Origin of the sequence: Rhizobium sp. P40RR-XXII (genome assembly GCF_012641405.1) — a bacterium.
Classification (GTDB): Bacteria; Pseudomonadota; Alphaproteobacteria; order Rhizobiales; family Rhizobiaceae; genus Rhizobium.
On sequence record NZ_JABAII010000013.1, the window covers coordinates 153,187 to 178,213 of the forward strand.

25 protein-coding genes are annotated in these 25,027 nt (G+C 60.2%); 4 read left to right on the forward strand and 21 right to left on the reverse strand.

Translation table 11 applies throughout. The features are described 5' to 3' along the window. Positions 1 to 20: 20 nt before the first annotated feature. Genes HGP16_RS23105 through HGP16_RS23135 form a run of 7 tightly spaced genes read right to left on the reverse strand, consistent with a single transcriptional unit; the run spans position 21 to position 6,770 of the window. The gene (locus HGP16_RS23105) at positions 21 to 974 is read right to left on the reverse strand and encodes a PfkB family carbohydrate kinase (protein WP_168842326.1); all 954 of its coding nucleotides are present in this window, start codon (positions 972 to 974) and stop codon (positions 21 to 23) included. Further along, positions 971 to 2,029 carry an ABC transporter ATP-binding protein gene (locus HGP16_RS23110; protein WP_168842327.1) on the reverse strand — a complete coding sequence of 353 codons (1,059 nt, stop codon included), beginning with the start codon at positions 2,027 to 2,029 and terminating at the stop codon, positions 971 to 973. Before HGP16_RS23110 ends, HGP16_RS23105 begins: the two co-directional genes overlap by 4 nt. 31 nt (positions 2,030 to 2,060) lie before the next feature. After that, entirely contained in the window at positions 2,061 to 2,876 is an 816-nt protein-coding gene (locus HGP16_RS23115; protein ID WP_168842328.1) for a carbohydrate ABC transporter permease, read from the reverse strand. Between the two features lies 1 nt (position 2,877). After that, positions 2,878 to 3,813, reverse strand: a complete 936-nt coding sequence (locus HGP16_RS23120; RefSeq protein WP_168842365.1) for a carbohydrate ABC transporter permease — start codon at positions 3,811 to 3,813, stop codon at positions 2,878 to 2,880. Then, the gene (locus tag HGP16_RS23125; protein WP_168842329.1) at positions 3,813 to 5,144 is read right to left on the reverse strand and encodes an ABC transporter substrate-binding protein; all 1,332 of its coding nucleotides are present in this window, start codon (positions 5,142 to 5,144) and stop codon (positions 3,813 to 3,815) included. Before HGP16_RS23125 ends, HGP16_RS23120 begins: the two co-directional genes overlap by 1 nt. A gap of 60 nt (positions 5,145 to 5,204) precedes the next feature. After that, the gene (locus HGP16_RS23130; RefSeq protein WP_168842330.1) at positions 5,205 to 5,864 is read right to left on the reverse strand and encodes a GntR family transcriptional regulator; all 660 of its coding nucleotides are present in this window, start codon (positions 5,862 to 5,864) and stop codon (positions 5,205 to 5,207) included. A gap of 21 nt (positions 5,865 to 5,885) precedes the next feature. After that, positions 5,886 to 6,770, reverse strand: coding sequence for a dihydrodipicolinate synthase family protein (locus tag HGP16_RS23135; RefSeq protein ID WP_168842331.1), 885 nt, complete (start codon positions 6,768 to 6,770; stop codon positions 5,886 to 5,888). 240 nt (positions 6,771 to 7,010) lie between these two features. Here HGP16_RS23135 and HGP16_RS23140 point away from each other — a divergent pair, with 240 nt between their 5' ends. Further along, positions 7,011 to 7,340 carry a hypothetical protein gene (locus HGP16_RS23140; RefSeq protein WP_246703379.1) on the forward strand — a complete coding sequence of 110 codons (330 nt, stop codon included), beginning with the start codon at positions 7,011 to 7,013 and terminating at the stop codon, positions 7,338 to 7,340. Between the two features lie 357 nt (positions 7,341 to 7,697). Here the strand turns inward: HGP16_RS23140 and HGP16_RS34120 are convergent, their stop codons facing one another. The 11 genes from HGP16_RS34120 to HGP16_RS23195 form a co-directional block, all read right to left on the reverse strand. Continuing rightward, positions 7,698 to 8,075 carry a substrate-binding domain-containing protein gene (locus HGP16_RS34120; RefSeq protein ID WP_312862888.1) on the reverse strand — a complete coding sequence of 126 codons (378 nt, stop codon included), beginning with the start codon at positions 8,073 to 8,075 and terminating at the stop codon, positions 7,698 to 7,700. 4 nt (positions 8,076 to 8,079) lie between these two features. Further along, positions 8,080 to 8,616, reverse strand: a complete 537-nt coding sequence (locus tag HGP16_RS23150; protein ID WP_168842332.1) for a GNAT family N-acetyltransferase — start codon at positions 8,614 to 8,616, stop codon at positions 8,080 to 8,082. After that, on the reverse strand, positions 8,613 to 8,891 hold the full coding sequence (locus HGP16_RS23155; RefSeq protein WP_168842333.1) for a DUF1778 domain-containing protein: 279 nt from the start codon (positions 8,889 to 8,891) through the stop codon (positions 8,613 to 8,615). Before HGP16_RS23155 ends, HGP16_RS23150 begins: the two co-directional genes overlap by 4 nt. A 115-nt stretch (positions 8,892 to 9,006) precedes the next feature. Then, a complete protein-coding gene (locus tag HGP16_RS23160; RefSeq protein ID WP_168842334.1) occupies positions 9,007 to 9,201 on the reverse strand; it encodes a hypothetical protein in 195 nt (64 codons plus the stop codon). Between the two features lie 747 nt (positions 9,202 to 9,948). Continuing rightward, positions 9,949 to 11,241, reverse strand: coding sequence for an amidohydrolase family protein (locus tag HGP16_RS23165; protein ID WP_168842335.1), 1,293 nt, complete (start codon positions 11,239 to 11,241; stop codon positions 9,949 to 9,951). 15 nt (positions 11,242 to 11,256) lie between these two features. After that, positions 11,257 to 12,198 carry an ABC transporter permease gene (locus tag HGP16_RS23170; protein WP_168842336.1) on the reverse strand — a complete coding sequence of 314 codons (942 nt, stop codon included), beginning with the start codon at positions 12,196 to 12,198 and terminating at the stop codon, positions 11,257 to 11,259. Next, positions 12,195 to 13,244 carry an ABC transporter permease gene (locus tag HGP16_RS23175; RefSeq protein WP_168842337.1) on the reverse strand — a complete coding sequence of 350 codons (1,050 nt, stop codon included), beginning with the start codon at positions 13,242 to 13,244 and terminating at the stop codon, positions 12,195 to 12,197. The genes HGP16_RS23170 and HGP16_RS23175 overlap by 4 nt, the downstream gene beginning before the upstream one ends. Then, on the reverse strand, positions 13,234 to 14,760 hold the full coding sequence (locus HGP16_RS23180) for an ABC transporter ATP-binding protein (protein ID WP_168842338.1): 1,527 nt from the start codon (positions 14,758 to 14,760) through the stop codon (positions 13,234 to 13,236). Before HGP16_RS23180 ends, HGP16_RS23175 begins: the two co-directional genes overlap by 11 nt. Next, positions 14,757 to 16,181 carry an amidase gene (locus HGP16_RS23185; RefSeq protein WP_168842339.1) on the reverse strand — a complete coding sequence of 475 codons (1,425 nt, stop codon included), beginning with the start codon at positions 16,179 to 16,181 and terminating at the stop codon, positions 14,757 to 14,759. Before HGP16_RS23185 ends, HGP16_RS23180 begins: the two co-directional genes overlap by 4 nt. A gap of 15 nt (positions 16,182 to 16,196) precedes the next feature. Then, positions 16,197 to 17,183 (reverse strand): BMP family protein, encoded by a 987-nt coding sequence (locus HGP16_RS23190; protein WP_168842340.1) that lies wholly within the window; start codon positions 17,181 to 17,183, stop codon positions 16,197 to 16,199. 198 nt (positions 17,184 to 17,381) lie between these two features. Further along, the gene (locus HGP16_RS23195) at positions 17,382 to 17,963 is read right to left on the reverse strand and encodes a TetR/AcrR family transcriptional regulator (protein WP_168842341.1); all 582 of its coding nucleotides are present in this window, start codon (positions 17,961 to 17,963) and stop codon (positions 17,382 to 17,384) included. A gap of 67 nt (positions 17,964 to 18,030) precedes the next feature. On the opposite strand from HGP16_RS23195, the gene HGP16_RS23200 reads away from it, so the two are divergent. From HGP16_RS23200 to HGP16_RS23210, 3 genes are all read left to right on the forward strand, one after another. Further along, complete coding sequence (locus HGP16_RS23200; protein ID WP_168842342.1) at positions 18,031 to 18,462, forward strand: VOC family protein; 432 nt, start codon at positions 18,031 to 18,033, stop codon at positions 18,460 to 18,462. A gap of 117 nt (positions 18,463 to 18,579) precedes the next feature. After that, the gene (locus HGP16_RS23205; protein ID WP_168842343.1) at positions 18,580 to 18,786 is read left to right on the forward strand and encodes a KTSC domain-containing protein; all 207 of its coding nucleotides are present in this window, start codon (positions 18,580 to 18,582) and stop codon (positions 18,784 to 18,786) included. 169 nt (positions 18,787 to 18,955) lie between these two features. After that, complete coding sequence (locus tag HGP16_RS23210; protein ID WP_168842344.1) at positions 18,956 to 20,266, forward strand: MFS transporter; 1,311 nt, start codon at positions 18,956 to 18,958, stop codon at positions 20,264 to 20,266. A 588-nt stretch (positions 20,267 to 20,854) separates the two neighbouring features. Here HGP16_RS23210 and HGP16_RS23215 read toward each other — a convergent pair. From HGP16_RS23215 to HGP16_RS23225, 3 genes are all read right to left on the reverse strand, one after another. Then, positions 20,855 to 22,042, reverse strand: a complete 1,188-nt coding sequence (locus HGP16_RS23215; RefSeq protein WP_168842345.1) for a galactarate dehydratase — start codon at positions 22,040 to 22,042, stop codon at positions 20,855 to 20,857. 128 nt (positions 22,043 to 22,170) lie between these two features. Further along, the gene (locus HGP16_RS23220) at positions 22,171 to 23,892 is read right to left on the reverse strand and encodes an ABC transporter ATP-binding protein (protein ID WP_168842346.1); all 1,722 of its coding nucleotides are present in this window, start codon (positions 23,890 to 23,892) and stop codon (positions 22,171 to 22,173) included. A gap of 7 nt (positions 23,893 to 23,899) precedes the next feature. Then, a complete protein-coding gene (locus tag HGP16_RS23225; RefSeq protein WP_168842347.1) occupies positions 23,900 to 25,021 on the reverse strand; it encodes an ABC transporter permease in 1,122 nt (373 codons plus the stop codon). Positions 25,022 to 25,027 lie beyond the last annotated feature (6 nt).

Genomic DNA, 25,027 nt, shown 5'->3' on the forward strand with positions numbered 1-25,027 from the left:
CGACGGTGGCTTCGATACCGTCAGAATCTTTGAAGCGGCTCAGAACGTCTGATCACATCGGCGCGTCCCGGCGCTCCTGCCCGCCCTCCGAAGAGCTCGCATTTGATCGCTGCCGCGATGGAGGAGAAGCGGATCGCATCTTCCGCCACCATTTTTTCGGCAACGGCAAGCGCGAAGGCGCCGTGGAAAATATCGCCGGCGGCAAGCGTATCGACCGCCTTGATGGATATGGTCGGGCAGTGCTGGATTTTACCGGTTTCTTCGTTGAACCAGTGGCTGCCGGCGGCACCCGCCGTCACGCAGACGAAGGCATGGTCGAACCGCCGCTTCAGCCGCCGCGCCATCTCGGCAACATCGTCGCTTCCCGTCAGGCGCTCGGCCGCCGGCTCGGAGAAGATGATGTGGGTCGCTTCCGGCGCCAGCTGCTCGATGATGCCGTCAGGGGCGACGTCGCCGTCAAGAATGGCCGGCTTGCCCATTGCTCTTGCCGTCTTCAAAACCTGAAACGCCAGCGCCGGCCAGCGGACGTCGACAAGCACGGCATCGAACGCGGCGACATCAGCCGCCGTGAATTTCTTGACCGCGTGATGCAGCTTCGGATCATAGAAAGGAACGATCAGTCTTTCGCCGTCATCGTCCACCAGGATCGTCGAGACGGCGGAGCGGGCGCTTTCCACATGCAGCATGCCGTCCACGTGGATGCCGGCGTTGTCCAGTTCGCGAACAATCCGATCGCCGGTTTCGTCACGGCCGACCGCGCCCCACAGGCTCGCTTTGCCGCCGAGCCGCACGACGGCATAGGCAGCACTCGAGGCCATGCCTTCGGCAATCTGCAGCATGTCGTAAGGCAGAACCTTCCCTTGACCCTGCGGAAGCACGCGGACACGAAAGAGCGTATCGAGAACGGCCGCGCCGACGCATAAGACATGCCTGGGTTCGCCGGCCGGTGGATCGAAGATCGAGGGAGCGCTCAAAGCCGCTTTCCGCTCGCCTTGTCGAACAGATGGATACTGGCCGGGTCGATGGCAATGTCGATCTTGTCGCCGAAGCGGATGTTCAACCGCTCGCGGAACAGGCAGGAGATTTCCTCGCCGCCGCAGTCGAGCTTGGCATAGATTTCCGAACCCGTGCCTTCGACGATGCCGACCCGGGCAGACAAGCCGCCGGCGGCGGCGCGGATGTGCTCGGGCCGAATGCCATAGACGAGCCGCCGCCCGCCATGCTCGGCAACGGAGAAACCTTGCGGCAGGGGCAGGATGAGACCCTTTTCGCTGCGGAAGACACCTTCCTCGATCCGGCCGTCGATGAAGTTCATCGAAGGCGAGCCGATGAAACCGGCGACGAACAGGTTTGCCGGACGGTCGTAGAGATCGAGAGGCGCGCCGACCTGCTCGATGAGGCCGCCGTGAAGCACGACGATCTTGTCCGCCATGGTCATCGCCTCGACCTGGTCATGCGTCACGTAGATCGTCGTCGTGCCGATGCGCTGATGCATGGACTTAATCTCGCCACGCATCTGCACGCGCAGTTTTGCGTCGAGATTGGAAAGAGGCTCGTCAAACAGGAAGACTTGTGGATCGCGCACCAGAGCACGCCCCATGGCGACACGCTGGCGCTGGCCGCCGGAAAGCTGGCGAGGCAGGCGCTCAAGCAGGCTTTCCAGGCCAAGGATGGCGGCGGCCTTCTGTACCTTGGCGGCGATTTCCGCCGGGTTTGCCTTCTTCAGCTTCAGCGCGAAGCCCATGTTGTCGGCCACGGTCATATGCGGATACAGCGCATAGTTCTGGAACACCATGGCGATGTCGCGATCGCGCGCGGGCAGGTTGCTAACTTCACGCCGGCCGATGCGGATTTCGCCGTCGCTGACCTCTTCCAGCCCGGCGATCATCCGCAGCAGCGTGGACTTGCCGCAGCCGGAGGGGCCGACGAGGACGACGAACTCGCCATCGGCGATATCGACGCTGATGTCGTGGATGACCTTCACCTGGCCGTAGCGCTTCTGAATATTCTGGATGTTTACGGGTGCCATGAATGTGATCCTGTCGGAAGGAAGAGGTGTGTCATTTAACGGCGCCGGCGGTCAGGCCTGCGATGATCTGGCGCTGCGCGAACATGGTGAGAACGAGGACCGGCAGCGTGACGATCAGGGCCGCGGCCGCAAGCGGCCCCCAGCTCACCTGCTCGAAGGAAAGCATGTTGTAGACGGCGACGGGCAGCGTGCGGGTCTCGCGGCTGGCAAGCACGATGCCGAAGACGAAGTTGTTCCACGAGAAGATGACCGAGAGAATGAAGGCGACGACGATGCCGGGCCGCGCGATCGGCAGGGCGACCAGGCGAAAAACCTGCCACGGCGTCGCGCCGTCGATGCTTGCGGCCTCCTCCAGCTCCATCGGCGTCGTCTCGAAATAGCCGATCATGATCCAGACGACGATCGGCACTGTCACGACGAGGTGGATGATGATCTGCGGCCAGAGCGTTCCGAGCAGATTGAGCCATTGGAACAGTAAAAACAGCGGGATGAGGAAGGAAAGCCCCGGTGTCATGCGGGCGATCATGATGACGACAGCCGATTTTTCCGCCTTCAGCCGCGCGATGCCGTAGCCGGCCGGCACGCCAATGATGAGGGCGAGCAGGGTGGCCGCACCCGTCACCAGAACGGAGTTCCACAGATAGAGGAAGAAATTGTTTTCCTGGAAAACATTGACATAGTTCGTCCAGGCCATGCGATCCGGAATAAGGATCGGCGGATAGGCGCCGTTGTCGATCTCGTATTTCAACGACAGCGAGATCATCCAGATGAAGAACAGGACGACAGGCGAAACGATCACCAGGGCGACGAAGAACAGGCCGATGCGATTGAGTGTCGAGCGCTTCATGTCAACGGCCCTCCGCGTCCGTCCACCGCGTGCGCTGGCGGATCATCAAAAGGACGAACGAGAGCGCGACGATGACGATGAAGAACACCACTGCCATGGCCGAGCCATAGCCGATGTCGTAATAAGCGAACGCGGTGTTGTAGAGATAGATGTTGATCGTTTCTGACGCCGTTCCCGGGCCGCCCTGCGTCATCGCATAGATGATGTCGAAGCTCTTGATCGCGTCGATGCCGCGAATGATGACGGCGATCATAAGGAAGGGCGCGATCATCGGCATCGTCAGATAGCGGAACTTCTGCCAGGCATTGGCGCCGTCGATTTCGGCGCTCTCATAGGGTTCGCGCGGCACGGAAGCGAGGCCGCCGAGCACGATCAGCATGACAAGCGGCGTCCACTGCCACACCTCGACAAGGACGAGCGAGGGGATGACGCTATATTGATTGTAGATCCATTCCTGCGGCCCGATGCCGATGAGCGAGAGCAGATAGTTCAGCACCCCGAGCTGCGGGTGGAACATCATGGTCCAGACGAGGGCGACGGCAACCGGCGTTGCCATCATCGGCATGACGAAAATGCCGCGCAGGAAGCCGCGCAGCGGAAAGTTCGCATCGAAGATCAGTGCGGCCAGCGTTCCGAAGAACAACGGGCCGACGACGGACAGCACGGTGTAGAGAACCGTGTGCCATAGCGATTCCCAGAAGCGCGCATCGGTCGCCAGCCGGACATAATTGTCCCAGCCGACGAAGCTCTGAGACTGGCCGAGCGTCCATTTGTTCACGCTCATCCACAGGGTGAAGACCCAGGGAAAGACGATGACGGCGGCAATCACGATCAGCGCGGGGACGACGAAGGGCCAGTAGTTGGGAGCAAGCCGGTGCGGCTTGCTCCTTCCGTCAGCTGTCTTCGCGGCGGTATCTTCGATGCTCACGGAGGCCATCATCCCTCACTTCGCGCCAGCACAGGCTCGAACTGGGCAGTTGCCGTTTTCAGCTCGGCTGCCGGATCGGCGCCGCCGATCATGTTCGTCAGCGCGACGCCATAGATGTCGCGGAACTCGGTAACCGGGATGATGACGGGTAGCGCCAGCTGCGAGACCTTGGCCGAGCCGGCGACGGCATCCAGCCAGGCGCCTGGCATTTTCACGCCTTCGCGGACCTTCTGATCCTCCAGAACAGACTGACGGAAGGGAACGCCGGCGCCGGCCTGCAGCAGGCGAGCGCCCATGTCGTGCGAGATCGCCCATTGGCAGAAAAGATAGGCGGCCTCCTTCTTCTGGCTGGCAGCGGTAACGCCGATGCCATCGCCGAAGGTTGCCGCAGCCTGCGCATTCGGCCCCTTCGGCATGACGCCATAGCCGACCTGGCCGACGACGCGGGACTTCTCAGGATTTTCGATCGGCGGCGCGAAGCCGACGCCGTCGAGCCACATGCCGATCTTGCCCTGCAGGAAGGCCGATTGCGCCTCCGCCCAGTTGAAGCCGGAAACGCCGGGAGGCGCCGATTTCGTCATCAGGCGCTGATAGAGCTTCGCAGCATCCACGGCCCCTTGCGATTCCGTCTGCAGCTTGCCGTCGGCCGAAAGCGGCGTCGCCCCGTGGCCGAGCATGAAGGCCGTCCAGACTGGCGTATTGGCGTTCTTCAGACCGCGGGCGACGAAGCCGTAGGTGTTGGTCGCCTTATCCGTCAGCGCCTCGGCGGCCTTGGCCATGTCCTCGAAGGTTTGCGGATAGGCGAGGCCCTTCTTCTCGAACAGGGTCTTGTTCCAGTAGACGATCCAGTAATCGACCGAGAAGGGCAGGGAGCGCATGACGCCTTCGGAGTCCTTGGCGAATTTCAGGCCGGCCTCGGCGAAATCGCTTTCCGTCAGCGACGGATCGGTGAGCGCCGGATCCTTCATGAAGCCGCTGATATCGGCGAGCCAGCCGCCCTTTTCGAACTGACGTTTCTGGACGTGGTAGCTCAGATGTACGACGTCGAAGCTCGGCTTGCCGGAGCTGAGCTCGATCGTGGTCTTCTGGCGCTGCTGCTGCTCGGGCGTCGCCTCGGCATTGACCTTGATGCCCGTCAGGGCTTCGAACTCGCTCAAATATTTGAGGATCGTTTCGCTGCGCGGGCTCTTGACCAGATTGACTTCCAGCGTCGTGCCGGAAAAGCGCTTCCAGTCGACGGCCGCCGAGGCGGTGCGGACACCCAGAAAGCTTGCCGCTCCAAGGGCTGCCGTGCCGGCCATGAAGCCGCGACGTGTCGGATTGAAAAATGACGATGACATTCCGTTCCTCCTCCTTTGGCCGAAAATCTCCTCATTCGCGGCCCCGTTATTCAAAACTATTCAAATCTTCAATGCGCGATCCCGTGCTCCGCCGATGTGGGATACGAGAGCGGCAACCGCCTCCTCGGCCGATCGTCGCTGAATCGCCTCAAGCACTTTCAAATGCTCCTCCATCACGGGGCCGACATGGCCATTGATGCGGAACCTGTCCTGGCTGATCAGGCGCATCTTGATCGAATTGACCCGATAGGCATTCGAGATGATGGTGTTGCCGAGCGCATCGATGAAGGCATCGTGCATGCCCCAATCCACCGATTGCGCGTGAAGCTCGAGTTCCTGCGTGCTGTCGCCAGCCCGGATCGCATCGGCGATATCGCGATGATCCTTCAAAAGCTTGGCGATCGTCTCGTCCGACGCCGAATAGGTGAACAGCGCGACCGCCTCCTTTTCCAGAAAGAGGCGAAGCTGGAAGGCCTCGCGGATCAGGTCCAGATCGATATGGGCGATCTGCAATCCGCGCTGCGGCACCGTCTTGATCAGCCCTTCGGCCTCCAGGCGCGGGATCAATTCCCGGATTGCACCAAGCGTCAGTCCCGTCAGCTCGACAAGCCGCCGCTGCGAGATGAATTGCCCTGGCCGAACGTCGCGCGCCAAGAGGTGGCGCGTAAAGCTCTCATAGGCTTTCTCTCTCAACGTCGTCTGTTCGCCTGGTCCGTCCATCGGCAGCTCCGGGCTGTTCGGTTAGGCGGCTTTGGCGCGAAACAGCGCGCCGAAGGCAGCAAAGAGCGTGTCGGAATCCTGCCGGTTTATTGGCACGAGCGGCGGGCGCACGGCAAGCCAGCTGTCGTCCTCCGTCAAACGGGCAAGAATGGCCTTGATCGAGGGAATGATCGGATAGTTCAGCAGCTGTTCGACGAAACGCTCGACATTGGCGTCGTCGATGCCTTTTTCCGCCATGGCCTGGACCTCGCGGGGAAGGAGGTTTGCCATGCCGGAGATGGCACCCTGTCCGCCGAGGCGCACGCCGCGCGCTAAGTGCCGCTCGTCGCCGATCAGAATGATGAGATCGCCATGCGTTTTCAGCAGCTCCTCGGTATAGGACCAGTCACCGGAAGAATCCTTGACGCCGACGATGATATCCGGAAATGCCGTGCGCAGGCGACCGACCAGCGAGATCGACAGCGGCACCATCGTCACCGACGGAATATTGTAGACGATTACGTCGCGGGCATGGGTGCCCAGCATGGTAAAAACGGCCGCGAACCATTTGAAGAGACCATCGTCGCTGACGTTCTTGAAGTAGGAAGGCGGCGCCAGAAGGATGTTGCGCGCGCCTTGCGCCAGTGCCTGACCAGCCTGAGCTGCCGCATCCTCGGCAGCATCGACGAGCACGCCCATGACGATCTGCTCAGGCGCGATGTCGGCGGCGATCATGGCGGCAAGAACCTGCTTGCGCTCCTGCATGCCGATGGAAGCACCTTCGCCCGTGGTGCCGAAAAGCGTCACGCTTTTGCAGCCATTGGCAAGGCAATGCTTCGCCTGTTCGATCACGCCCGCAATTGCGATCTCGCCATCCGTATCAAAGGGCGTTGCCAGGGCGGCTGACAGGCCGAAACTCTCTTTCATCCGATCCTCCCGATCTTGTAGGATTACTGCGTAGCACACTGACATGTTAGCTGTAAAGCGAGGATTTATTCAGTCTGACGCCGCCAAAATTGCATTGCAGGCAGTATTGGTGCAGGGATCGAATTTCAACGGTTAGCGCCTATGGGTGATTGATCTGCACGCCATGCCGCATAAGCACAATTCCGGCCGCCGTCATCGTATCGGCAAGATGAAGTTTAAGGTGACGAACATCGACCGCTCATGGTGCTGACTCCCGATGGTTTGCACGCATCCGTATTGGGCGAGCCGATTGCCTGGACGGACGTTGCCGGATATGCGGTTTATGCATCTAGCCGTTTCGCGTTGCGCCTGTGGCTCAACGAAAACGCGACCCTGCCAAACAAAAACTGGCGCACGCCCTATAGCAAAATCGACCGACGTGAGCGCATCGTTACGCTGGGCGCGGTTGGCATCAAGGGGATGAAGCCAGCAGACTTTAGTGCGCTCGTCGGCCGGTATCACCACGCCGCCTATGCACGGCAGGAACTTGTAACAACCCATGCAACGCCGGCGGCGATGAGCAGTCTCTGAAAATCGAAATGCTGGGAGAGGAAGTTTTGAGCCAACCCGATCATCCGGCCCGAAAGACACAAGGAAACTGCCGAGGGATCTGCGAGACCACAACAGAATTGCACGGTCCGCTGTTCGAATCCCATCTTCTCCGCCATTTCCCGAACTCGACCGCCGTTGTCCGCAATGACTGCAGTTGGGCCATCGCGCACGTCTCAAAACGAGTATCGATGACGTCCTTGGACGACGGCTCCAGCGAGCAGCTTCGTAACAAGTCGAAGCCACTCGCCAATTTGGTTGGGGCCGGCGGAGTCGCTATCTCGTCTTGGCCGATGGGGCAATTGCTGAGAGAGACCGCCCTCCACCGGAGTGCAGTGGTCAGCTTTTCGGCGATTTCAGCGCCTGCTGAAAGACGGGTGCCATCTGATCCATCGCGCTGGCTAACCACGTCGCCAGTGGATCTGGAAGCGTATCGTGGATCCAGACAAGTCGCCTCCGCGTATCGCCTTCGGAGAAGACTTGCATCGACGCGTTGTCATGAATAACGTCGTCGCTCACCCAATCCTCGGGAACGCGGATGCCGCTCATATGGGCTGCGTTCAGCAACGGTACTGCATCGAGATCGGACCAGACGAAAACGGCGCGCGGCCGATCCTTCGCGCGCAGGAAGTGCACGATCTCGGCGCCCAATCCCTCCTGTTCCACTCGTTGGCGATAGGTGATCTCGCGCTGGGCGGCGACCTTAGCGGCAGCCACCGTGTTACAGGACCGGTTTGCCTGCTCGCTCCATGACGTCGATGATCACAGAATAGGGTAGAACCAGTGCGAGCGGTGTCTTCGGGATTTCGAGAGCCCCGTAGGATTTATACCATTCGGCCGCCCGCTTATCCTTGGCGTCAATCAGCAGCAATGATCCGCCAACCTGCACTGATGCCTGAATGCAGCGGCGTGCGGCTGCGATCAGCAATTCGCCACCGAGACCCCGACCCTGCAGCGACGTGCTCACTGCGAGCCGGCCAAGCCGGAACCCGCCGACCGGATGTCGTCCCCCGCCAGCCGGCCGTGCCCTCTCTGGCGTGAGATCGAATTCGACCTGCGCGGGGCTGAGCGTATAGAAACCATAGATCGTCGTACCGTCGTCATCGTCGACCGCTACGAACGTCTTGGAAGCGCCGCTCCCGTGCGCTTGACGGGCATATTTCGTCAAGAAGTCGTTGAGATCCGCCTGACCGCAGTCAAAGCCTTTGCGATTATGCTTCCTGGAAATCGGCTCCTCGCGCCAGTCCAGAAGCGTCATTTGCGGGTCGCGAGCGAACGAGCCGCCGCCTGCAGCTTAGTGTTCGGCTTCGGCGGATTCTCCAGCAGATCTAGCATGAAGCGTGTCTGCTCTTCATCGAGATTGACTCGCTCGGCTTTCTCGATCACGGCCTCGGCCGCCAATAGCGCATTGCGCAGCACGAAGTCCTTGAGGCTGGTTCGCTCAAGTGCAGCCGCACGCATCAACCTAGCCTTTTCGGCTGGTGGTATCTGCATAGGGAATCGGGTCGTATTCTCTGCGGCGGCTCTGGGCATGGTCAAATCCTCTTCAGCGCGGACTATAGGTCTTCCTATGCTCAATTTCAACGTTGGTTCAATGAAAGCACCTATTAAAAACGGATAATGCTGAAAGTTCCGTCCGACTGCTTGATCAACATCCGCTGAAATGCAGGATAGGGCATGCCGCAGAGGCCGCGACGCTCTGCTTGCCCATGCGTTTCTGCGTCATGGCGCCGCGGTTGAGAGCGTTGGTGACGACGACTTGCGGGCCGCGCTGCAGGCGTTGCTGAAGGGGCCACCGGATCAATTGGGCCGCGATGACGGCACGCACATGCTTTTGTGCCACGATGACTCGGCACCTGACTGAAGCGCACAGGCCATGCCTATTCCATCCGGTAGAACGACCACCTGTTAGTGGCACCTCCTCTTGACCGCTTTCCGTTGCGGCGAACCAAGGCCAATATGCATAATGCGCTGCGCCGCAAGGATTTGCGACGGTTTTGATGGGTCACCGCGAAATGAAAATCAGGGTGAAAATGACATGGGACACGATCAAAACCGCTCAGGACGAAGAAAAAATCAACGGCCAGATAGCTTGATTGAAATGGCTCGCCGCCAAAAGTTTCCGAAATATGTCGCTGCGCCACCAGTATTGCCGCGATCCCTCGGAGAGCGTCCAAAAAATATATAGACGCTTGTTGTGCCTGATCGTGATGCTTGCGGGTGCCGCGTCAACCATATTGTTTTGGTAAATGGGAGCCATAGGGATTCTTTAGGCAGACAATCCGACAACATTAATTTTGGAAGATGAGAAGCTATCAAGATGATATTGCTGTATGAATAACGTCTCATGCGTAGCAGGCGGCGAAAAATGTCGTCTTTTGCTTGGATGTCAAGCCGTTCGAGGCCAGCTTGACCTAGCATAGGTCAAAAATCTTAAGGTACAATTTCTCATTTTGCCTCGTCCAAGAAGAGGAACTTTTTGAGTGTTTCGTTGCCCGTTGCCGAAATTGCAAAGCATGTGCGCCACAGAGGCAATCGCTTCGTTGAGCGACGAAATTATCCCGCTGCTCACGCATTTGAAAAAAGAAAGTTATTTCCGGAGAGGAACGTAATCGAGCCCGCTATCGATCCGCGATGGTCTGCCATCGAGGAAAAGCTCACCGATACGTGGCGCTGAGCGGGCGATGACCTTGCCGCGCTTGATGACGGCAAGACGATTGGGTTTCAGGCGCAGCGCCTCCAGCGTGTCGACGGCTTGCAGCACCACGAAATCGGCGTTGCAGCCTTTCTCGAGGCCGTAGCCTTCAAGTCCCAACGTCTTGGCGGAGTTGACGGTGAGCGCGTCGAAGATCTTCTTCTTGTCTTCGATGCCGGCCATCTGCGCGACGTGGATGGCCATATGGCCGACTTCGAGCATGTCGCCCGAGCCCATCGAATACCAGGGATCCATCACGCAGTCATGGCCGAAGGAGACGTTGAGGCCGGCGTCCATCAACTCACGCACGCGGGTCATGCCGCGACGCTTGGGATAGGTGTCATGGCGGCCTTGCAGCATGATGTTGATCAATGGGTTGGGAATGACATTGATTCTTGCTTCCGCCATCAGGGGGATAAGCTTGGAGACGTAATAATTGTCCATCGAATGCATCGAGGTCAGGTGCGATCCGGCAACGCGTCCCTGCAATCCGAAGCGGATGGTTTCCGCCGCGAGCGTCTCGATATGGCGGGACATGGGATCGTCGGTCTCGTCGCAATGCATGTCGACGGGAAGACCGCGATCGGCCGCAATTCTGCAAAGTGCTTCGACCGAGGCTCTGCCTTCGTCCATCGTACGTTCGAAATGCGGAATGCCGCCGACGATGTCGACGCCCATGTCGAGCGCACGCTCAAGAGAAGCGACACCGTCCTTGGCGCGGTAATACCCATCCTGCGGGAAGGCGACGAGCTGCAGATCGATATAGGGCTTGACCCGTTCCTTCACCTCCAGAAGCGCCTCAGCCGTCACCAGCCTGGGATCGGACGTGTCGACATGACTGCGAATGAACAGCAACCCTTGCGTCACGGCGAGATCGCAGTAGCGCAACGCACGATCCACTAGTTCTTCCTTCGTCACGATCGGGCGCAACTCTCCCCAAAGTGCAATGCCCTCCAGAAGCGTGCCGGAAACGTTCATGCGCGGCAGGCCGAGCGAAAGCGTGGCATCCATATGGAAATGCGGATCGACAAAGGGCGGGCTCACCAGCCGGTCGGTCGCGTCGATCTCTTCCCTTGCCTCGGTTGTGATCGATGCTTCCACGGCAGCGATTTTGCCGTCCTTGACCGCGATATCGATGGCTTTGCGGCCATCGGGCAGATTGGCATTGCGAATGATCAGATCGAACATGAAAGGCTCCTCGGATTATCTTTCGCCACGGCGATAAGCTTGCATCAACGCCTGCGGCACACGGGCTCGCCGGCTCATGACGGCGAGTGCGACGATGGACAGGATGTATGGCGTCATCAGGAAAATCTGATAGGGCACGCCCTGCACCGCGGTCTGCAGGCGCAGCTGGAAAGCGTCGAAGAAGGCAAAAAGTAGGGCGCCGAACAGCGCCCGGCCCGGCCGCCAGGACGAAAAGACGACCAGCGCGATGCAGATCCAGCCGCGCCCTTGCACCATGGTCGGAAAGAAGCTGTTGAAGGCGGACAAGGTCAGGAACGCGCCGCCCATGCCCATCAACGCGCTGCCGGCAATGACGGCACCGTAGCGGATCCTCATCGGGTTGACGCCCTGAGCCTCCGCAGCATGCGGGTTTTCACCGGTCATGCGGATCGCAAGCCCGACCGGTGTGCGGAACATGAGGTAGGCCATGACGAGTGCCACCAGGATCGCCAGATAGGTCGGTGCCGTCTGGGTGAAGAGGGCGGGCCCTATGAAGGGCAGGTTGGAAAGTTCGGGAATGGCGATCGGCTGGAAAGGCATAATGGTCGGCGGTGTTCCGGCGACGGGCACGATCAGCCGGAAGATATAGTAGCTGAAACTGGAGGCGAAAAGCGTGACGCCGAGCCCCGAAACATGCTGCGACAAGCCGAGCGTTACCGTCAGCGCCGAATGCAGAAGCCCGAAAATGCCGCCGGCGATTGCCGCGACGAGAAGGCCGGTCCAAAGATCGGCGCCGTGATAGACGGAGAGCCAGCCGATCATCGCGCCGAAGGTCATGATGCCCTCGATGCCGAGATTGAGAACGCCGGCCCGCTCGCAAAGAAGTGCGCCGAGCGTGCCGAAGATCAGTGGCGTGGCAATCCGCAGCACGGCGGCCCAGAGTCCGGCTGAAGCAATGATGTCGACCAGCGTGCTCATCGGCGGATCCTGTACTGCGTGAAGAACAACGCGATCAGCATGGTCAGCAGCGATAGGGCGACCGTGACGTCGGCAATGTAGGTGGGAATGCCGAGGCTGCGGCTCATGCCATCGGCGCCGACGAACATCGTTGCGGTGAAGATCGCCGCAAGGACGACGCCGAGCGGATTGAGGTTTGCCAGCATGGCAACGACAATGCCGGCATAACCGAAGCCGGGCGACAGATCGGTGGTCACATAGCCTTTGACCCCCATCACTTCGATGGCACCGGCAAGGCCGGCAAGGCCACCCGAAAGACAGGCGACCTTGACGAGCGTCGCGCCGAGGCGAACGCCGGCAAAGGCAGCGCCAGAAGGGTTGAGGCCGGCTGCTCGCGATTGCATACCGAAGACGGTGCGCGACTGGACGAAATAGACGATTGCGGCGATGACGATTGCAATTGCAAAGCCGATATGAAGGCGCGATCGGGCGATCAGCTTCGGCAGCATGGCGTGGTCGGCAAGGGCCTGGGATTGCGGCCAGCCGAATGCCGTCGGGTCCTTCAATACACCATCGATCAGTATGGAGACGAAGAGAACGGCAATGAAATTCAGGATCAGGCTGGTGACGACCTCATCGACGGAAAATCGCAGCCGCAGCCATAGTGGCACGAGGATCAGAATGGCCCCGGCAAGGGCGCCGATGATCATCAAGAGCGGAATGAGGATCGGGCTGGGCAAGCCGGCGAGCATTTTCGAGCCGAAGGCCGCAACAGCAATGGCACCGAAATAGAATTGCCCCTCGGCGCCGATATTCCAGAGACGGGCACGAAAGGCGACTGCGGCGGCGAGCCCGGTCAGGATCAACGGCGTTGCGCGGGTGAGCGTTTCCGTTGCCGAAAGTCGCGAGCCGAAGGCGCCGAGCAGGATCCGCCGATAGGCTTCGAGCACCGGCGCGCCGGCAATCGCAATCAGGATGCCGGCCAAAGCGAGCGCCGCGATGATCGCGAACAGGGGAGCGAGGATCATCATGTAGAGTGGACGGTGTTCGCGCCGTTCAAATCGCATGTTCGGTCCCGCTGTTTTCTTTCCATTCCCCGGCCATCATCAGGCCCAGCAGGCGTGCATCGGCCTCACCGGCATCGATCGGTGCTGAAAGGCGGCCGCCGACGATCGCCTGAATGCGATCGGCGAGCGCAATGACTTCATCGAGGTCCTCCGAGATGAGCAATACGGCGGTGCCTTGCCGGCGTGCTTCCAGAATACGCCCGTGAATGGCGGCGACCGCCCCTTCGTCCAGTCCGCGCGCCGGCTGTGCCGCAATGAGGATACGCGGGCGTTCAAAGAGATTGCGGCCGAGGATCAGCTTTTGCATGTTTCCGCCTGACAGCAGCCTGGTGCGGCTGGCGGCGCTACCACCGCGCACATCGAATGCCTCAATGATCTTTTGCGCGAAGGCCATGCCGGCGCTGCGGTCGACCAGGCCGTGTTTCGAATAGGAGGACAGGCGCTCGAGCACGGCGTTTTCCCAGATCGCCATTTCGCCTATCGCGCCATCGCGGTTGCGGTCTTCCGGAATGCGTCCAATGCCAGCGTCGATGATTGCGGCCACGTCGAGATCGCCGACGGGCCTGCCGAATAAAAGAAGTTCGCCGGATGAGCGGTTCAACGTGCCGGAAAGGATTTGGCCCAAGCTCGCCTGGCCGTTGCCCGATACGCCAATGATTCCCAGAACCTCGCCGGCACGGACATGAAAGTGGATGCTCTTCAATCGCTCGACACCGCCGCTTTTCACGGTGATATCGCGAGCTTCCAGGGCAATGTCGCCCGGCATGCTTTCCTCGCGGGTCGGTCGGGTCACGCGATGTCCGACCATAAGCTCCGCGAGTTCGGCCTTGCTGGTCTGAGATGCCAACCGCTCAGCCGCGACCTTGCCACCACGCAGGACGACGATGCGATCGGCCGTGGCCATGACTTCATCGAGTTTGTGAGAAATGAAGATGAGAGACAGGCCTTGCGCGGCCATCTGCTTCAGCGTCAAAAAGAGCTTTTCCGCCTCGATTTGCGTAAGAACGGCAGTCGGCTCGTCGAGGATCAGGATGCGCGCATCGTTATAAAGCGCCTTGAGGATTTCCACCCGCTGCTGCTCGCCGACCGAGAGATCGCCAAGGCGCGCATCGGGATCGACCTTCAGGCCGAAGCGTTCGGCGATCGCCAGGAGCTTGCCACGGGCAGCCGTCGTTTGAGACCTGAGCGACCATAGCCTCTCGGTGCCCGTCATGATGTTCTCGAGCACGGTCAAGTTTGGCGCGAGCGAGAAATGTTGATGCACCATGCCGACGCCGGCCCGGATCGCCGCACGCGGCTTGCCTTGCGGCAATTCCTCGTTGTCGATGAGGATACGCCCGGCATCGGGCACATAATGCCCGAAGAGGATGCTCATCAGCGTCGTCTTGCCGGCACCGTTCTCGCCGAGCAAGGCAACGATCTCGCCCTTCGCCAAAGACAAGGAGATGTTGTCGTTGGCAATGGTGCTACCGAAGCGCTTGCTGACACCTTCGATCGTGAGGACAGGGATGGTCATGCCCGAAAGCCTGCGATCGGATAGCGATGCTGCCATCGTTGCTCGGCCTCAAGCGTCGATGCAAGCTGCAATAGCAGGGCCTCTTCTCCCATGGGTGCCATCATCTGGATCGGCAGCGGCAATCCTTCTGCATCTTCACCGAAAGGAAGTGTCAGTGCCGGAAAGCCGGATATGTTGGCGAGCGAGGCAAGCGGGGCGAAGGACGTCATGCGCTCAAGGTGCAATTCGGTGTCCGAATGATCCGTCGGGAAGGAGCCGACGGGTGGCGGCGCCGAGGCGAGCATGGGCATGACGATGACATCCACCCTGTCGAAGATTTCCCAAAGAACCCGACTGGCCTGAACAGCGCCATTGAGGGAATGCCAAAGTGCCGTGGCCGCCATGGCGCGTCCGCGCATGACGAACGCCTGCGTCATCGCCTCGGCCGCCAGCATGTCCAGCTCGAGGTCCTCGACCAAGCCGGCAATATTGACGGAAATGATGTCGCCAAAGGCGCGGGAACTGGCCCGAACGGCGCTTTCCATCTCGTCCCAACGAAGGGATACCAGCTCGTTTCCCTGCTTTTCGAAAAAACTGGCTGCTGCTTCCACAGCTTGGACCCGATCGGCTGCGATGGGGTAGTGCTTTCCGGTGTCCGCAAGGAGACCGATCCGAAGTCGGCCCGTCTTGGGCGAGGGCTCGGCGATACCGGCGAATGGCCCCTTTGTTCGACCGCGCACGGCATCGAATATCCGCGCGGTATCGCGTACCGAGCGAGTGACGGCGAGTTCGCTGGCGATGCCGCCAAGATGATTTCCGAAGGAGGGACCCGCTGGAACCGCGCCGCGCGTCGGCTTCAACCCAACCAGGCCGCAACAGGCAGCCGGCACGCGGATCGAGCCGCCGGCATCCGTCGCATGGGCGATCGCAACGATGCCGGCCGCAACTGCGGCCGCAGCACCTCCTGATGATCCCCCGGCAGTTCTGCTTCGATCCAAGGGGTTTCGGCAGATCGGGCCGATCGCCGGCTCGGAAGCGAGCGAGAGGCCGAATTCCGGGCTGGTGCTTAACCCGAAGGTGCAGAGGCCGGCCTTGCGAAAACGCTCTGCCAGATCGCTGTCCGCGCCTTTGCCCGTGCGGCTGAACAGGCGAGAACCAGCCGTCACCGGCAGCCCCGCAAAGGGGCCGCCGAGGTCCTTGGCAAGGGTTGGGACGCCTGCAAACGGTCGCATCGCAAACCGCTCGGGCCGCGCCGATGCCTCCTGATCCATGGCCTGTGCGGCAGCAAGCCCCATTTCAGGATCCAGATAGGCGGTGGCACCAAGCGTTTCGTATCTGGCGCAGGCGGCAATGGCTGCCCGCATGACATCCATGCAGGCAAGCTTGCCGGACTTGATGGCGCCGGCCAGCTCCGTGGCATCTGCGAACGACGGATTGCCCATGATCGAGCCGGACGGTTACTTCGGCTGATCCGGTACCTTCGGCACTTCGAAGGTACCGGCCTTGATGTCGGCGCGAACCTTCTCCATCGCAGCTTCCGCCTCCGCCGGCGCCACGCCCTTGACATAGACGATATCGCTGCCGCCTTCCTTCATCAGGCCGTAGGCCGTGTAGTTGCGGCCGACCGGCTTGCCGGCGGCGACATCGGCGATCGCTGCGTTGAGAATAGGACGGAAATACCACATGGCATTGGCAAAGACGGTATCGGGATAACGCGGCGTGTAGTCGATCAGAGATCCCACCGATTTGATGTGACGCTCCTTGGCGGCATCGGCTGTGCCGATGCGTTCGCCAAAGAGAACGTCGGCGCCGGCGTCGATCTGGGCGAGGCCGGCTTCGCGCGCCTTCGGGGGATCGAAGAAGGTGCCGATAAAGGAGACGAGATGCTTACAGTTGGGATTGACCGCCTTGACGCCGGCAGCAAACGCATTGATCAGCATGTTGACTTCGGGGATCGGGATGGCGCCGACGGAGCCGACGATATTGGACTTGGTCATCTTGCCCGCCAGCATCCCGGCGAGATAGGCGCCGTCATAGTTCCAGGTGCCGAAGACGCCGAAATTGCCGCCTGCGGCTTCGCCGCTGGACCCAAGAACGAAGGCCGTGTCCGGATAGTCGGCGGCAACCTGGCGTGCTTCCTTCTCTACGGCATAGGCTTCACCGATGATCAGCTTGTTGCCCTGTTCGGCATATTCGCGCATCGCGCGGGGGTAGTCCGTGCCCGAAACACCCTCGGAAAAGACGTATTCGATCACACCTTCCTTGGCGGCGTCCTGCAGCGCCTTGTGAAGACAAGAATTCCAGGCATTTTCGACCGGTGAGGCGTGTATGCCCGCCACCTTGAGCGGCGCGGCGGCGCGAGCGGCCGGCGCCAGCGCACTGACGCCGAGCGCGATGCCGGATGCTATGACGGCACGGCGCGACAGTATGATTTCATTGGTCATTTTTAAGTTCCCCTACTTTTTGATCATTTGGTAAAAATCATAGAAGGGGGCTAAAAAAGTGTCAAGCAACAGGCGTGCCCAAATAATATGCGAATACGCCTGATATCTGTTTGCCGCCTACACCCATAAACAGTCCGAGCGGCCGGTATTCAATTGTTCCGCAAGCTTTGATCGGTTGCGACTTGGCAAGCAAGCATATCAGCCGGCGATATGTTCGATCATATGTGCAATGGCGATGCGATAACGTCTTGCGTCGCCGCCGGCATCGACGGCAAGCGCCGCCCGATCGAACGCGGCCGATAGGATATCCGCAAGCGCCTCGACGGGAGTGTCCGGCCCATGGCCGTGACCGAGGGCTGCCTCCAATCCTTGCTTCAGGGTGAGGGTGGTCGTTTCCTCGTCCAATTGCTTCATCTCCGCAAGGCCGAGCACTGTCGGCCCTTCGATCAGCAGAAGCCGGGTACGGCCGGTAACGCGCATCGCATCGAGATAGGCGTTGCTGCCGGCAATCAGAGCGTTGCGTGGCGCAAGTTGTTCCGGCGTCGCCTGTTCGATCGCGCGCGTCACCGCCAGGGCTTCCTCCCTGACGACGGCGCGAAACAGCGCACGTTTGTCCTCGAAGTGATGATAGAGCGCACCGCGGGTGATGCCGGCCGCAGCGACGATCTCCGGCGTCGATGTCTCGGCATAGCCTTTCTCCACGAACAATGCGCGCGCCGCCGCGATAAGCGCAGCCTTGGTCTTTTCGGTTCTTTCCCGATTGGAGCGATAGTCTTGCATGCATGCAGCCTGTATGTTATTCAGAAATACAGGCAGATTGTATGTCTTTTGGGAGGAGATGGGAAGCATGAAGGTCACGAGCTACTATCCGGTCATCATGACCGAGCGCGTCGCGGAAACTGCGGCCTTCTACATCGAGCATTTCGGTTTTCAGGAAAGCTTTGCCAGCGATTGGTACGCGCATTTGCAATCGGTTGAGGATGGCCGCATCAATCTCGCCATCCTGGATGGGCGGCATGAGACAATCCCGGCGCAGGCGCGCGGCCGGGTGGCGGGGCTGTTGCTCAACTTCGAAGTGGAGGATGTCGATGCGGTCTATAGCCGCGTGCAGGAGGTCGGCTTGCCGATCTTGCGTGCCATTCGAAACGAGGCTTTCGGGCAGCGCCACTTCATCACGGCCGATCCGAATGGCGTTCTGATCGACGTTATCAAGCCGATACCACCAAGTGCGGAATTCGCAGCGCTCTACGCTGACGATGCCTTGCCAAAGGACCCGTAGGACCCGGCGTGGCGATCGATAAAATCCGCCGATATAACTGTATTCTTCGTTAACTAGCTCACTTCACCCAATATTTCGGTTTTCGTGCGATAACCCGGCCAGAGGTAAGGGTGATCCATGCAAGAGCTTTCTGTTTCATCAAAAATCATTAAATCCGTTTTCTTCCGCCCGGACGACGGGCGACTCTACATCCGTTTCAGAAACGGCGAGGAGCGCCAATTTGCCGGTGTTCCGCAAAAGGCTGCCTTAGCCATGGTGAAGGCGCCTTCACCCGGCCAGCACTATATCGAGCATATCCGCACCCAGTTCGAACGCGTCGCTTGAGATAAGAATGCGAAGCCACTTCGCCGTCTCGCCTTGAAGACGTCGGCTCGCCTGTTGCTCTCCGGCCACAAGTCCATGGGCGGTGGCCAAGCTTATCCACCAATGCATTGATAAACGAAGAGTTGCACTATCTACATCAATCAGAACCATCTCCCAGGGAGGACGCGGCGTGATTGATGAAAAGCAACTTATATCCAAGATCACCTGGAGGCTCATGCCTTTCCTGGGGATCCTTTATCTGATTGCCTATATCGATCGCCAGAACGTCAGTTACGCAAAGCTGCAGATGGTCGGCGATCTCGGCATGAGCGAATATGCCTATGGTCTCGGCGCCTCGCTGTTCTTCATCGGCTATTTCATCTTCGAAGTACCGAGCAACCTGCTTCTCGACAGATTCGGAGCGAGCAGATGGTTCGCGCGTATCCTGATATCCTGGGGCGTGGTCACGGTCGCGCTCGCCTATACGCAGAACGCCACGATGTTCTATATCCTTCGCTTCCTGCTCGGTGCCTGCGAGGCAGGCTTCTTTCCCGGTGTGCTCTATCTTCTGACCCTTTGGTATCCTTCGGCCTATCGCGGCACCATGGTCGGGCTTTTCATGATCTTCAGCGCCTTTGCCAATGCGATCGGTGCGCCGCTCGGCGGCGTGCTGCTGGACCTCAACGGGCTTTATGGCATCGCCGGCTGGCAATGGGTCTTCCTCGTGACGGGCGTTCCCGCGATCATCGCCGGCTTCGTCACCCTGTTTTACCTGCCGGACCTGCCCGCCAAGGCGACCTTTCTCGACGACACGGAAAAGCGCTGGCTTGAAGATCGGCTCGCGGTCGAAAATTCGGCCATGGAGCAAAATGCCGCCGACGGCTTCAAGGCGCTTATCAATCCGCGCGTACTGCTGATGGCGCTTTGCTATGTCGGCTTTCCGCTCGCCGCCTACGGGCTCAGCTACTGGCTGCCGACCATCGTGAAGAATTTCGGCGTCAGCAACACGACGAACGGCTTCCTCAACATCATTCCCTGGCTTCTGGTCGCGGTCGCCCTTTATGCAGTGCCGGCAGCGGCGGACAAGGCGGAATCGAAAACGCCCTACATCGTCATTCCCGCCTTGATCGGTGCCATAAGCCTGGTCTTGTCCGCTGTCATTCCCGATCATACGCTGCAGTTTGCTTTCCTCTGCATTGCCGCCGCCGGCATCTTCGCCGGCCAGCCGGTCTTCTGGAGCTTGCCGTCACGCTTCCTTCAGGGCGCGGGCGCCGCCGCCGGCCTTGCCGCAATCAATTCCGTCGGCAATCTCGGCGGTTTCATTGCGCAGAACGTCGTTCCTTGGATCAAGGATTCCACCGGAAGCACGATCGCGCCGATGTTCTTCCTTGCCGCTTGCCTGCTGGCTGCGGCACTATTGGTTTTCATCGTCGGACGCATGGTGCCGCGCACGCCGAGGCGAGACGATCTTGGCGATGTAAGTGCGGCGCGCCTGAAGTGAATACGAGCGAAGTCAGGCGATCACCCGCCTTGGGGAAAAGGACGGCGGGCGTTCCCAGGCATTCAAGCACTATTTTACCATGAGCAAAGTACTTTGGAATCGGCCCACCATCGGCCGCGATGGCAGCTATGAGCCAGGAGCGGTCACCACCTTGTTAGGTTAAACACCCTGTCCGGAAACATGGGGCTAGCTAGCCCACTTATGCCGTGTGATGGGAATGTTGTGATCTCATCTGCGTCAACATGGCTGATGTCGTATGCAGCAGTTTTGGGGTAGTGCTCCTCGCGGTAGTTAGCGTCAAGTAATAGTCTGGAAATATCCAAAATGTGGGATTGGTTCCCTATAGTCTTCATTGCGTTCAAGGTTCTCGTGTTAGGCACCGGCATGTTCTTCGCCATCAAGTGGCATCACGATCAAGAGAAGAAGAAATAACGAAACCAGCGGACCCTAAGCGCTCGCCGATTAGAGATGCGCCGCCCATTTAGTCCGCTTAGAGCCAACTGCGGTCATGGCAAAAAAATGGAACCGCAAAATCCAGCGGTTCCATTTTTGAATTGGCGGCTGAGCGATTAAGATCGCCAGAGATTGTCATGCAAAGGCGTAGGAACCGTCCGGACGCTTAGGCACGCGTCTTTGCCAATGGATATAACCTTCCTCTTCCATAGCCTTCTCATCCATGTCGACGCCCCAGCCGGGGCGGTCGGGCCTAAGCTCGAGATAGCCATCCTTCGGCAGATAAGGATCGACGACATAACGGGTTTCGCCCTGTCGCTGCTCGACCTCGTTGCCGCCATAGACATAGGCCTGGCCCTTCGGCAGCCGGTATTCGAGGATCTTGAAATTCTGCGCGGCGGCCGAGAAGTGCACGTTGACGGCTGTTGCGAGCGGACCCATCGGATTATGCGGAGCAACACCGACGAAATGCGCCTCGGCGATCGTCGCGATGCGCCGCATCTCGCTGATGCCGCCGACGACGCAGATGTCGGGCTGGATGAGGTCGGCACCCTTGACCTGCAGCAGCCGCAGGAATTCGTTGCGGTTATAGAGGGACTCGCCGGTTGCCAGCACGCAGTTGAGGCCTTGTTTCAGCTCGCCCCACATTTCGATATTCTCAGGGCGCAGCGGTTCCTCGTAGAAGAGCGGATCATAGGGAGCCAGCGCATTGCCGAGCTGCCGCGCGGCGACCGGCTCGAAGATTTTGGCATGCGCATCGAAGGCGATCTCATAATCGTCGCGCACGGTTTCGCGCAGCGAGCGGAAATAATCGGCCGATGCCTTGACGACATTGCCCCAGCGATGGGCATGCATATCGATGCGCCAGGGGCTGAGCTTGAAGGCGGTAAAGCCCCATTCGGCGTTCAAGCGGTCGAGCTCGTCGCGTGCCGCCGGTGCATCCGGTGCCGTATAGACGCCGGCATAGACCTTGACGCGATCTCGTACCGCGCCGCCGAGCAGCTTGTAGACCGGGACATTGAGGGCTTTGGCCGAGAGATCCCAAAGGCAATGATCGAGCGCCGAGATCGCCGAAAGGCCAAGCGCGCCGGGCGGGAAGCGGCTCTGCTGGATCAACAGGTTGACGAGATAGTCGATGCGGCTTGGATCCTGGCCGGCGATGAAGCCATAGAGATAGTCGAGCAGCGGCGGCAGTGCCAAATCGGGGCCGTGATTGTAGCATTCGCCCCAGCCCGTCAGTCCGTCATCCGTATCCAGCGCCACGATGACGCGTGGCCGGTCCTTGTCGCGGGTCATGAACACCCGCATGCGGTCGATTTTCATCTTACCTTCCTTCTATCGATTGACATGAATGCGGCATGGGAGATGCCGCGGGTTGGGAAAACGTTGCCGTGCCGAGCGGACGTCGGATCCGTGGCGAATGGGTTGCCGTGGCTATGTCGACAGACCCCTCACGCGGCACTGCCGTTCTTCACGGTTTCTGGCTCGACATAACGGAAGCGCCGCGAGCGATCCCGATCGCGCGGGTCGGGACGCGGGATCGCCGAGATCAACGCCTGCGTATAGGCATGTTCGGGTGAATTGCAGACCTTGTCGGCATCGCCGACCTCAACGAGGCGCCCCTTGTACATGACGCCGACGCGGTCGCACATATAGCGGATGACGCCGATATCATGGCTGATGAAGATATAGGCGAGACCAAGTTCGTCCTGCAGGCGCATCAAAAGATCAAGCACCTGGGAGCGCACGGAGACGTCGAGCGCGGAGGTCGCCTCATCGGCGACGATCACGCGCGGATTAAGCGTGATGGCGCGGGCGATACCGATACGCTGGCGCTGGCCGCCGGAAAAGGCATGCGGATAGCGCTCGCGCGCCCTTGGATCAAGCCCGACCTGTTCCATCAGATGGCAGACGCGCTCATCGAGTGCCCGGCCTTTGGCGATGCCGTTGACGAGCAATGGTTCGCCGATGATCTGCGAGACGGTCATGCGCGGATTGAGGGAGCCGAAGGGGTCCTGGAACACCATGCGCAGTTCGCGGCGGGCCGAAGCCAGAGCCGGTCCCTTGGCGCTCGCAAGATCGGTGACCTCGCCCTCGGGGCGGCGATAAAGGATCTCTCCGGCGGTCGGGTCGATGAGGCGCATGATTGAGCGGCCCATCGTCGTTTTGCCGGATCCGCTCTCGCCGACGATCCCAAGCGTTTCGCGCGGCAGAAGCGAGATCGAGACATCATTGAGAGCGTGAACCTCGCCGAAGGCCATGGACACGTTGCGCAATTCGAGGATCGGCGCCGCGGATCTGTCGAGCGGCGGCCGCGCAAGGCGGATTTCGGCCTTCCTTTCGAGCTTCAGCACCGATCCGATCAGCATGCGCGTATAATCATCCTTCGGCGCATGAAAGATCTGCTCGACCGGCGCGTATTCCCTGACGACACCATTGTGCATGACGAGCACGTCGTCGGCGATCTGCGCGACAACGCCCATGTCATGGGTGATGAACAGCACCGCCATGCCGCTGGCCTTCTGCAGCCGGGCGATGAGGTCGAGGATTTCGGCCTGTGTCGTCACGTCGAGCGCGGTCGTCGGCTCGTCGGCGATCAGAAGCTGCGGCTTGCAGGCAAGCGCCATGGCGATCATGGCGCGCTGGCGCATGCCGCCCGAATATTGAAACGCATAGCGGTCCACCGCCTTTTCCGGCGAGGGGATTTCCACTTGCTTCAGAAGCGAAATGGCCTCGACGCGCGCTTCCGCCTTGCTCATCTTCGTATGGAGACGCAGCGCTTCCATGATCTGGTCGCCGACCGTGTGGACGGGCGAGAGCGACGCCATCGGCTCCTGGAAGATCATGGCGATATCGCGCCCGCGGATTGCCCTGATCTGGCGACCGCGCGGATTGAGCTTGACGAGATCCACCGAGCTGCCGCCGGCTCCATTCAGCACGATCGAGCCACCGGTAATACGGCCGGGGGTGTCGACGATCTGCAGGATCGATCGTGCGGTGACAGATTTGCCCGAGCCGCTTTCGCCGACGACACAGAGCGTCTTTCCGGGCTCGATGGCAAAGGAGAGGTTGTCGACCGCGCGAAAAGTGCCCGTTCGCAAGGGGAAGTCGACGGTCAGGTTCTTGACCTGCAGCAGCGGGCGGGCAGTGTTCATGGAAACGATATCGGTCATGCCCGCCTCATTTGTTGTAGGGATCGGCCGCGTCGCGCAGGCCGTCGCCGAGAAGGTTCAGGGCCATGACGGCGACGACCACGGCGACACCCGGCAGGAACAGCCATGGGGCCGTTGCGATCGAGCGGATGTTCTGCGCCTCGCGCAGCAGCACGCCCCAGGAGATTGTCGGCGGCTGCAGTCCCAGCCCGAGGAAGGAAAGAGAGGTCTCGGCCAGGATCATCGCCGGCACGGCAAGCGTGATGGAAGCGATGATGTGGCTCGCGAAACTCGGCAGCATATGGCGGAAGATGATGCGGCCCTCACTGGCGCCATCCAGCCTGGCAGCGGCGACGAATTCTTCCGTTCGCAGCGACAGGAAGCGACCGCGCACGACACGGGCAAGCTGCGCCCAGCCGGTCAATGACAGGATGATCGTGATCATCATATATTGAAGCGCGGCCGGCCAGCCTTGCGGCAGGGCTGCCGCCATGGCAAGCCAGATCGGAATGGTCGGCAGCGACAGCACGAAATCGATCAAGCGTTGGATGAAGAAGTCTAGCTTGCCGCCGTAATAGCCTGAAATCCCTCCAAGAACGATGCCAAGCAGAAGCGAAAAGAACACGCCGACGAGACCAATCGACAGCGAGATTTGTGAGCCCTGAACGGTGCGGCTGAAGACGTCGCGGCCGAGCCGATCCGCACCGAACAGAAGAAGCGGCGTCGACTTGTCCGAGGATGCCAGCAGATGGATGTTGCTCGTGAAGAGCCCGAGCACGGAATATTCGTAGCCGCGCCCGAACAAGGTGACGGAAACCCGCTTGCTGGCATCTTCCTTGAAGATCGCCGCCAGCGTTTCCGGGTCGCGCGTGAGCTTCAGCGGATAGTAGTGCAGTCCGATGGAGAAGCCGTTCGCAGTATCGATGAAATGCACGCGCTGCGGCGGGTGGAAGGTCGCGCGCGCATTTTGCTGATTGGGATCGTTGATGGCAAAGAAGCCCGGCACGATCGCAACGATGTACATCATCACGGTGACGACGAGGGCGATCATGGCCAGCTTGTGGCGACGGAATGCCCACCAGATCAGCTGCCATTGCGAGGCGACGGCGGCGCGGTCGGGACGCAGGTTTGTAACGGCAATGTCGGCCATGGACTG

What these genes read in the sequence shown, in the direction of transcription:
- HGP16_RS23125 (WP_168842329.1), bottom strand. Translation starts at nt 5,144, where the DNA reads ATGTCATCGTCATTTTTCAATCCGACACGTCGCGGCTTCATGGCCGGC.
- HGP16_RS23130 (WP_168842330.1), bottom strand. Translation starts at nt 5,864, where the DNA reads ATGGACGGACCAGGCGAACAGACGACGTTGAGAGAGAAAGCCTATGAG.
- HGP16_RS23190 (WP_168842340.1), bottom strand. Translation starts at nt 17,183, where the DNA reads ATGACCAATGAAATCATACTGTCGCGCCGTGCCGTCATAGCATCCGGC.
- HGP16_RS23180 (WP_168842338.1), bottom strand. Translation starts at nt 14,760, where the DNA reads ATGACCATCCCTGTCCTCACGATCGAAGGTGTCAGCAAGCGCTTCGGT.
- HGP16_RS23135 (WP_168842331.1), bottom strand. Translation starts at nt 6,770, where the DNA reads ATGAAAGAGAGTTTCGGCCTGTCAGCCGCCCTGGCAACGCCCTTTGAT.
- HGP16_RS23110 (WP_168842327.1), bottom strand. Translation starts at nt 2,029, where the DNA reads ATGGCACCCGTAAACATCCAGAATATTCAGAAGCGCTACGGCCAGGTG.
- HGP16_RS23115 (WP_168842328.1), bottom strand. Translation starts at nt 2,876, where the DNA reads ATGAAGCGCTCGACACTCAATCGCATCGGCCTGTTCTTCGTCGCCCTG.
- HGP16_RS23225 (WP_168842347.1), bottom strand. Translation starts at nt 25,021, where the DNA reads ATGGCCGACATTGCCGTTACAAACCTGCGTCCCGACCGCGCCGCCGTC.
- HGP16_RS23165 (WP_168842335.1), bottom strand. Translation starts at nt 11,241, where the DNA reads ATGTTCGATCTGATCATTCGCAATGCCAATCTGCCCGATGGCCGCAAA.
- HGP16_RS23185 (WP_168842339.1), bottom strand. Translation starts at nt 16,181, where the DNA reads ATGGGCAATCCGTCGTTCGCAGATGCCACGGAGCTGGCCGGCGCCATC.
- HGP16_RS23215 (WP_168842345.1), bottom strand. Translation starts at nt 22,042, where the DNA reads ATGAAAATCGACCGCATGCGGGTGTTCATGACCCGCGACAAGGACCGG.
- HGP16_RS23170 (WP_168842336.1), bottom strand. Translation starts at nt 12,198, where the DNA reads ATGAGCACGCTGGTCGACATCATTGCTTCAGCCGGACTCTGGGCCGCC.
- HGP16_RS23200 (WP_168842342.1), top strand. Translation starts at nt 18,031, where the DNA reads ATGAAGGTCACGAGCTACTATCCGGTCATCATGACCGAGCGCGTCGCG.
- HGP16_RS23195 (WP_168842341.1), bottom strand. Translation starts at nt 17,963, where the DNA reads ATGCAAGACTATCGCTCCAATCGGGAAAGAACCGAAAAGACCAAGGCT.
- HGP16_RS23150 (WP_168842332.1), bottom strand. Translation starts at nt 8,616, where the DNA reads ATGACGCTTCTGGACTGGCGCGAGGAGCCGATTTCCAGGAAGCATAAT.
- HGP16_RS23120 (WP_168842365.1), bottom strand. Translation starts at nt 3,813, where the DNA reads ATGGCCTCCGTGAGCATCGAAGATACCGCCGCGAAGACAGCTGACGGA.
- HGP16_RS23205 (WP_168842343.1), top strand. Translation starts at nt 18,580, where the DNA reads ATGCAAGAGCTTTCTGTTTCATCAAAAATCATTAAATCCGTTTTCTTC.
- HGP16_RS23140 (WP_246703379.1), top strand. Translation starts at nt 7,011, where the DNA reads ATGGTGCTGACTCCCGATGGTTTGCACGCATCCGTATTGGGCGAGCCG.
- HGP16_RS23220 (WP_168842346.1), bottom strand. Translation starts at nt 23,892, where the DNA reads ATGACCGATATCGTTTCCATGAACACTGCCCGCCCGCTGCTGCAGGTC.
- HGP16_RS23155 (WP_168842333.1), bottom strand. Translation starts at nt 8,891, where the DNA reads ATGCCCAGAGCCGCCGCAGAGAATACGACCCGATTCCCTATGCAGATA.
- HGP16_RS23175 (WP_168842337.1), bottom strand. Translation starts at nt 13,244, where the DNA reads ATGCGATTTGAACGGCGCGAACACCGTCCACTCTACATGATGATCCTC.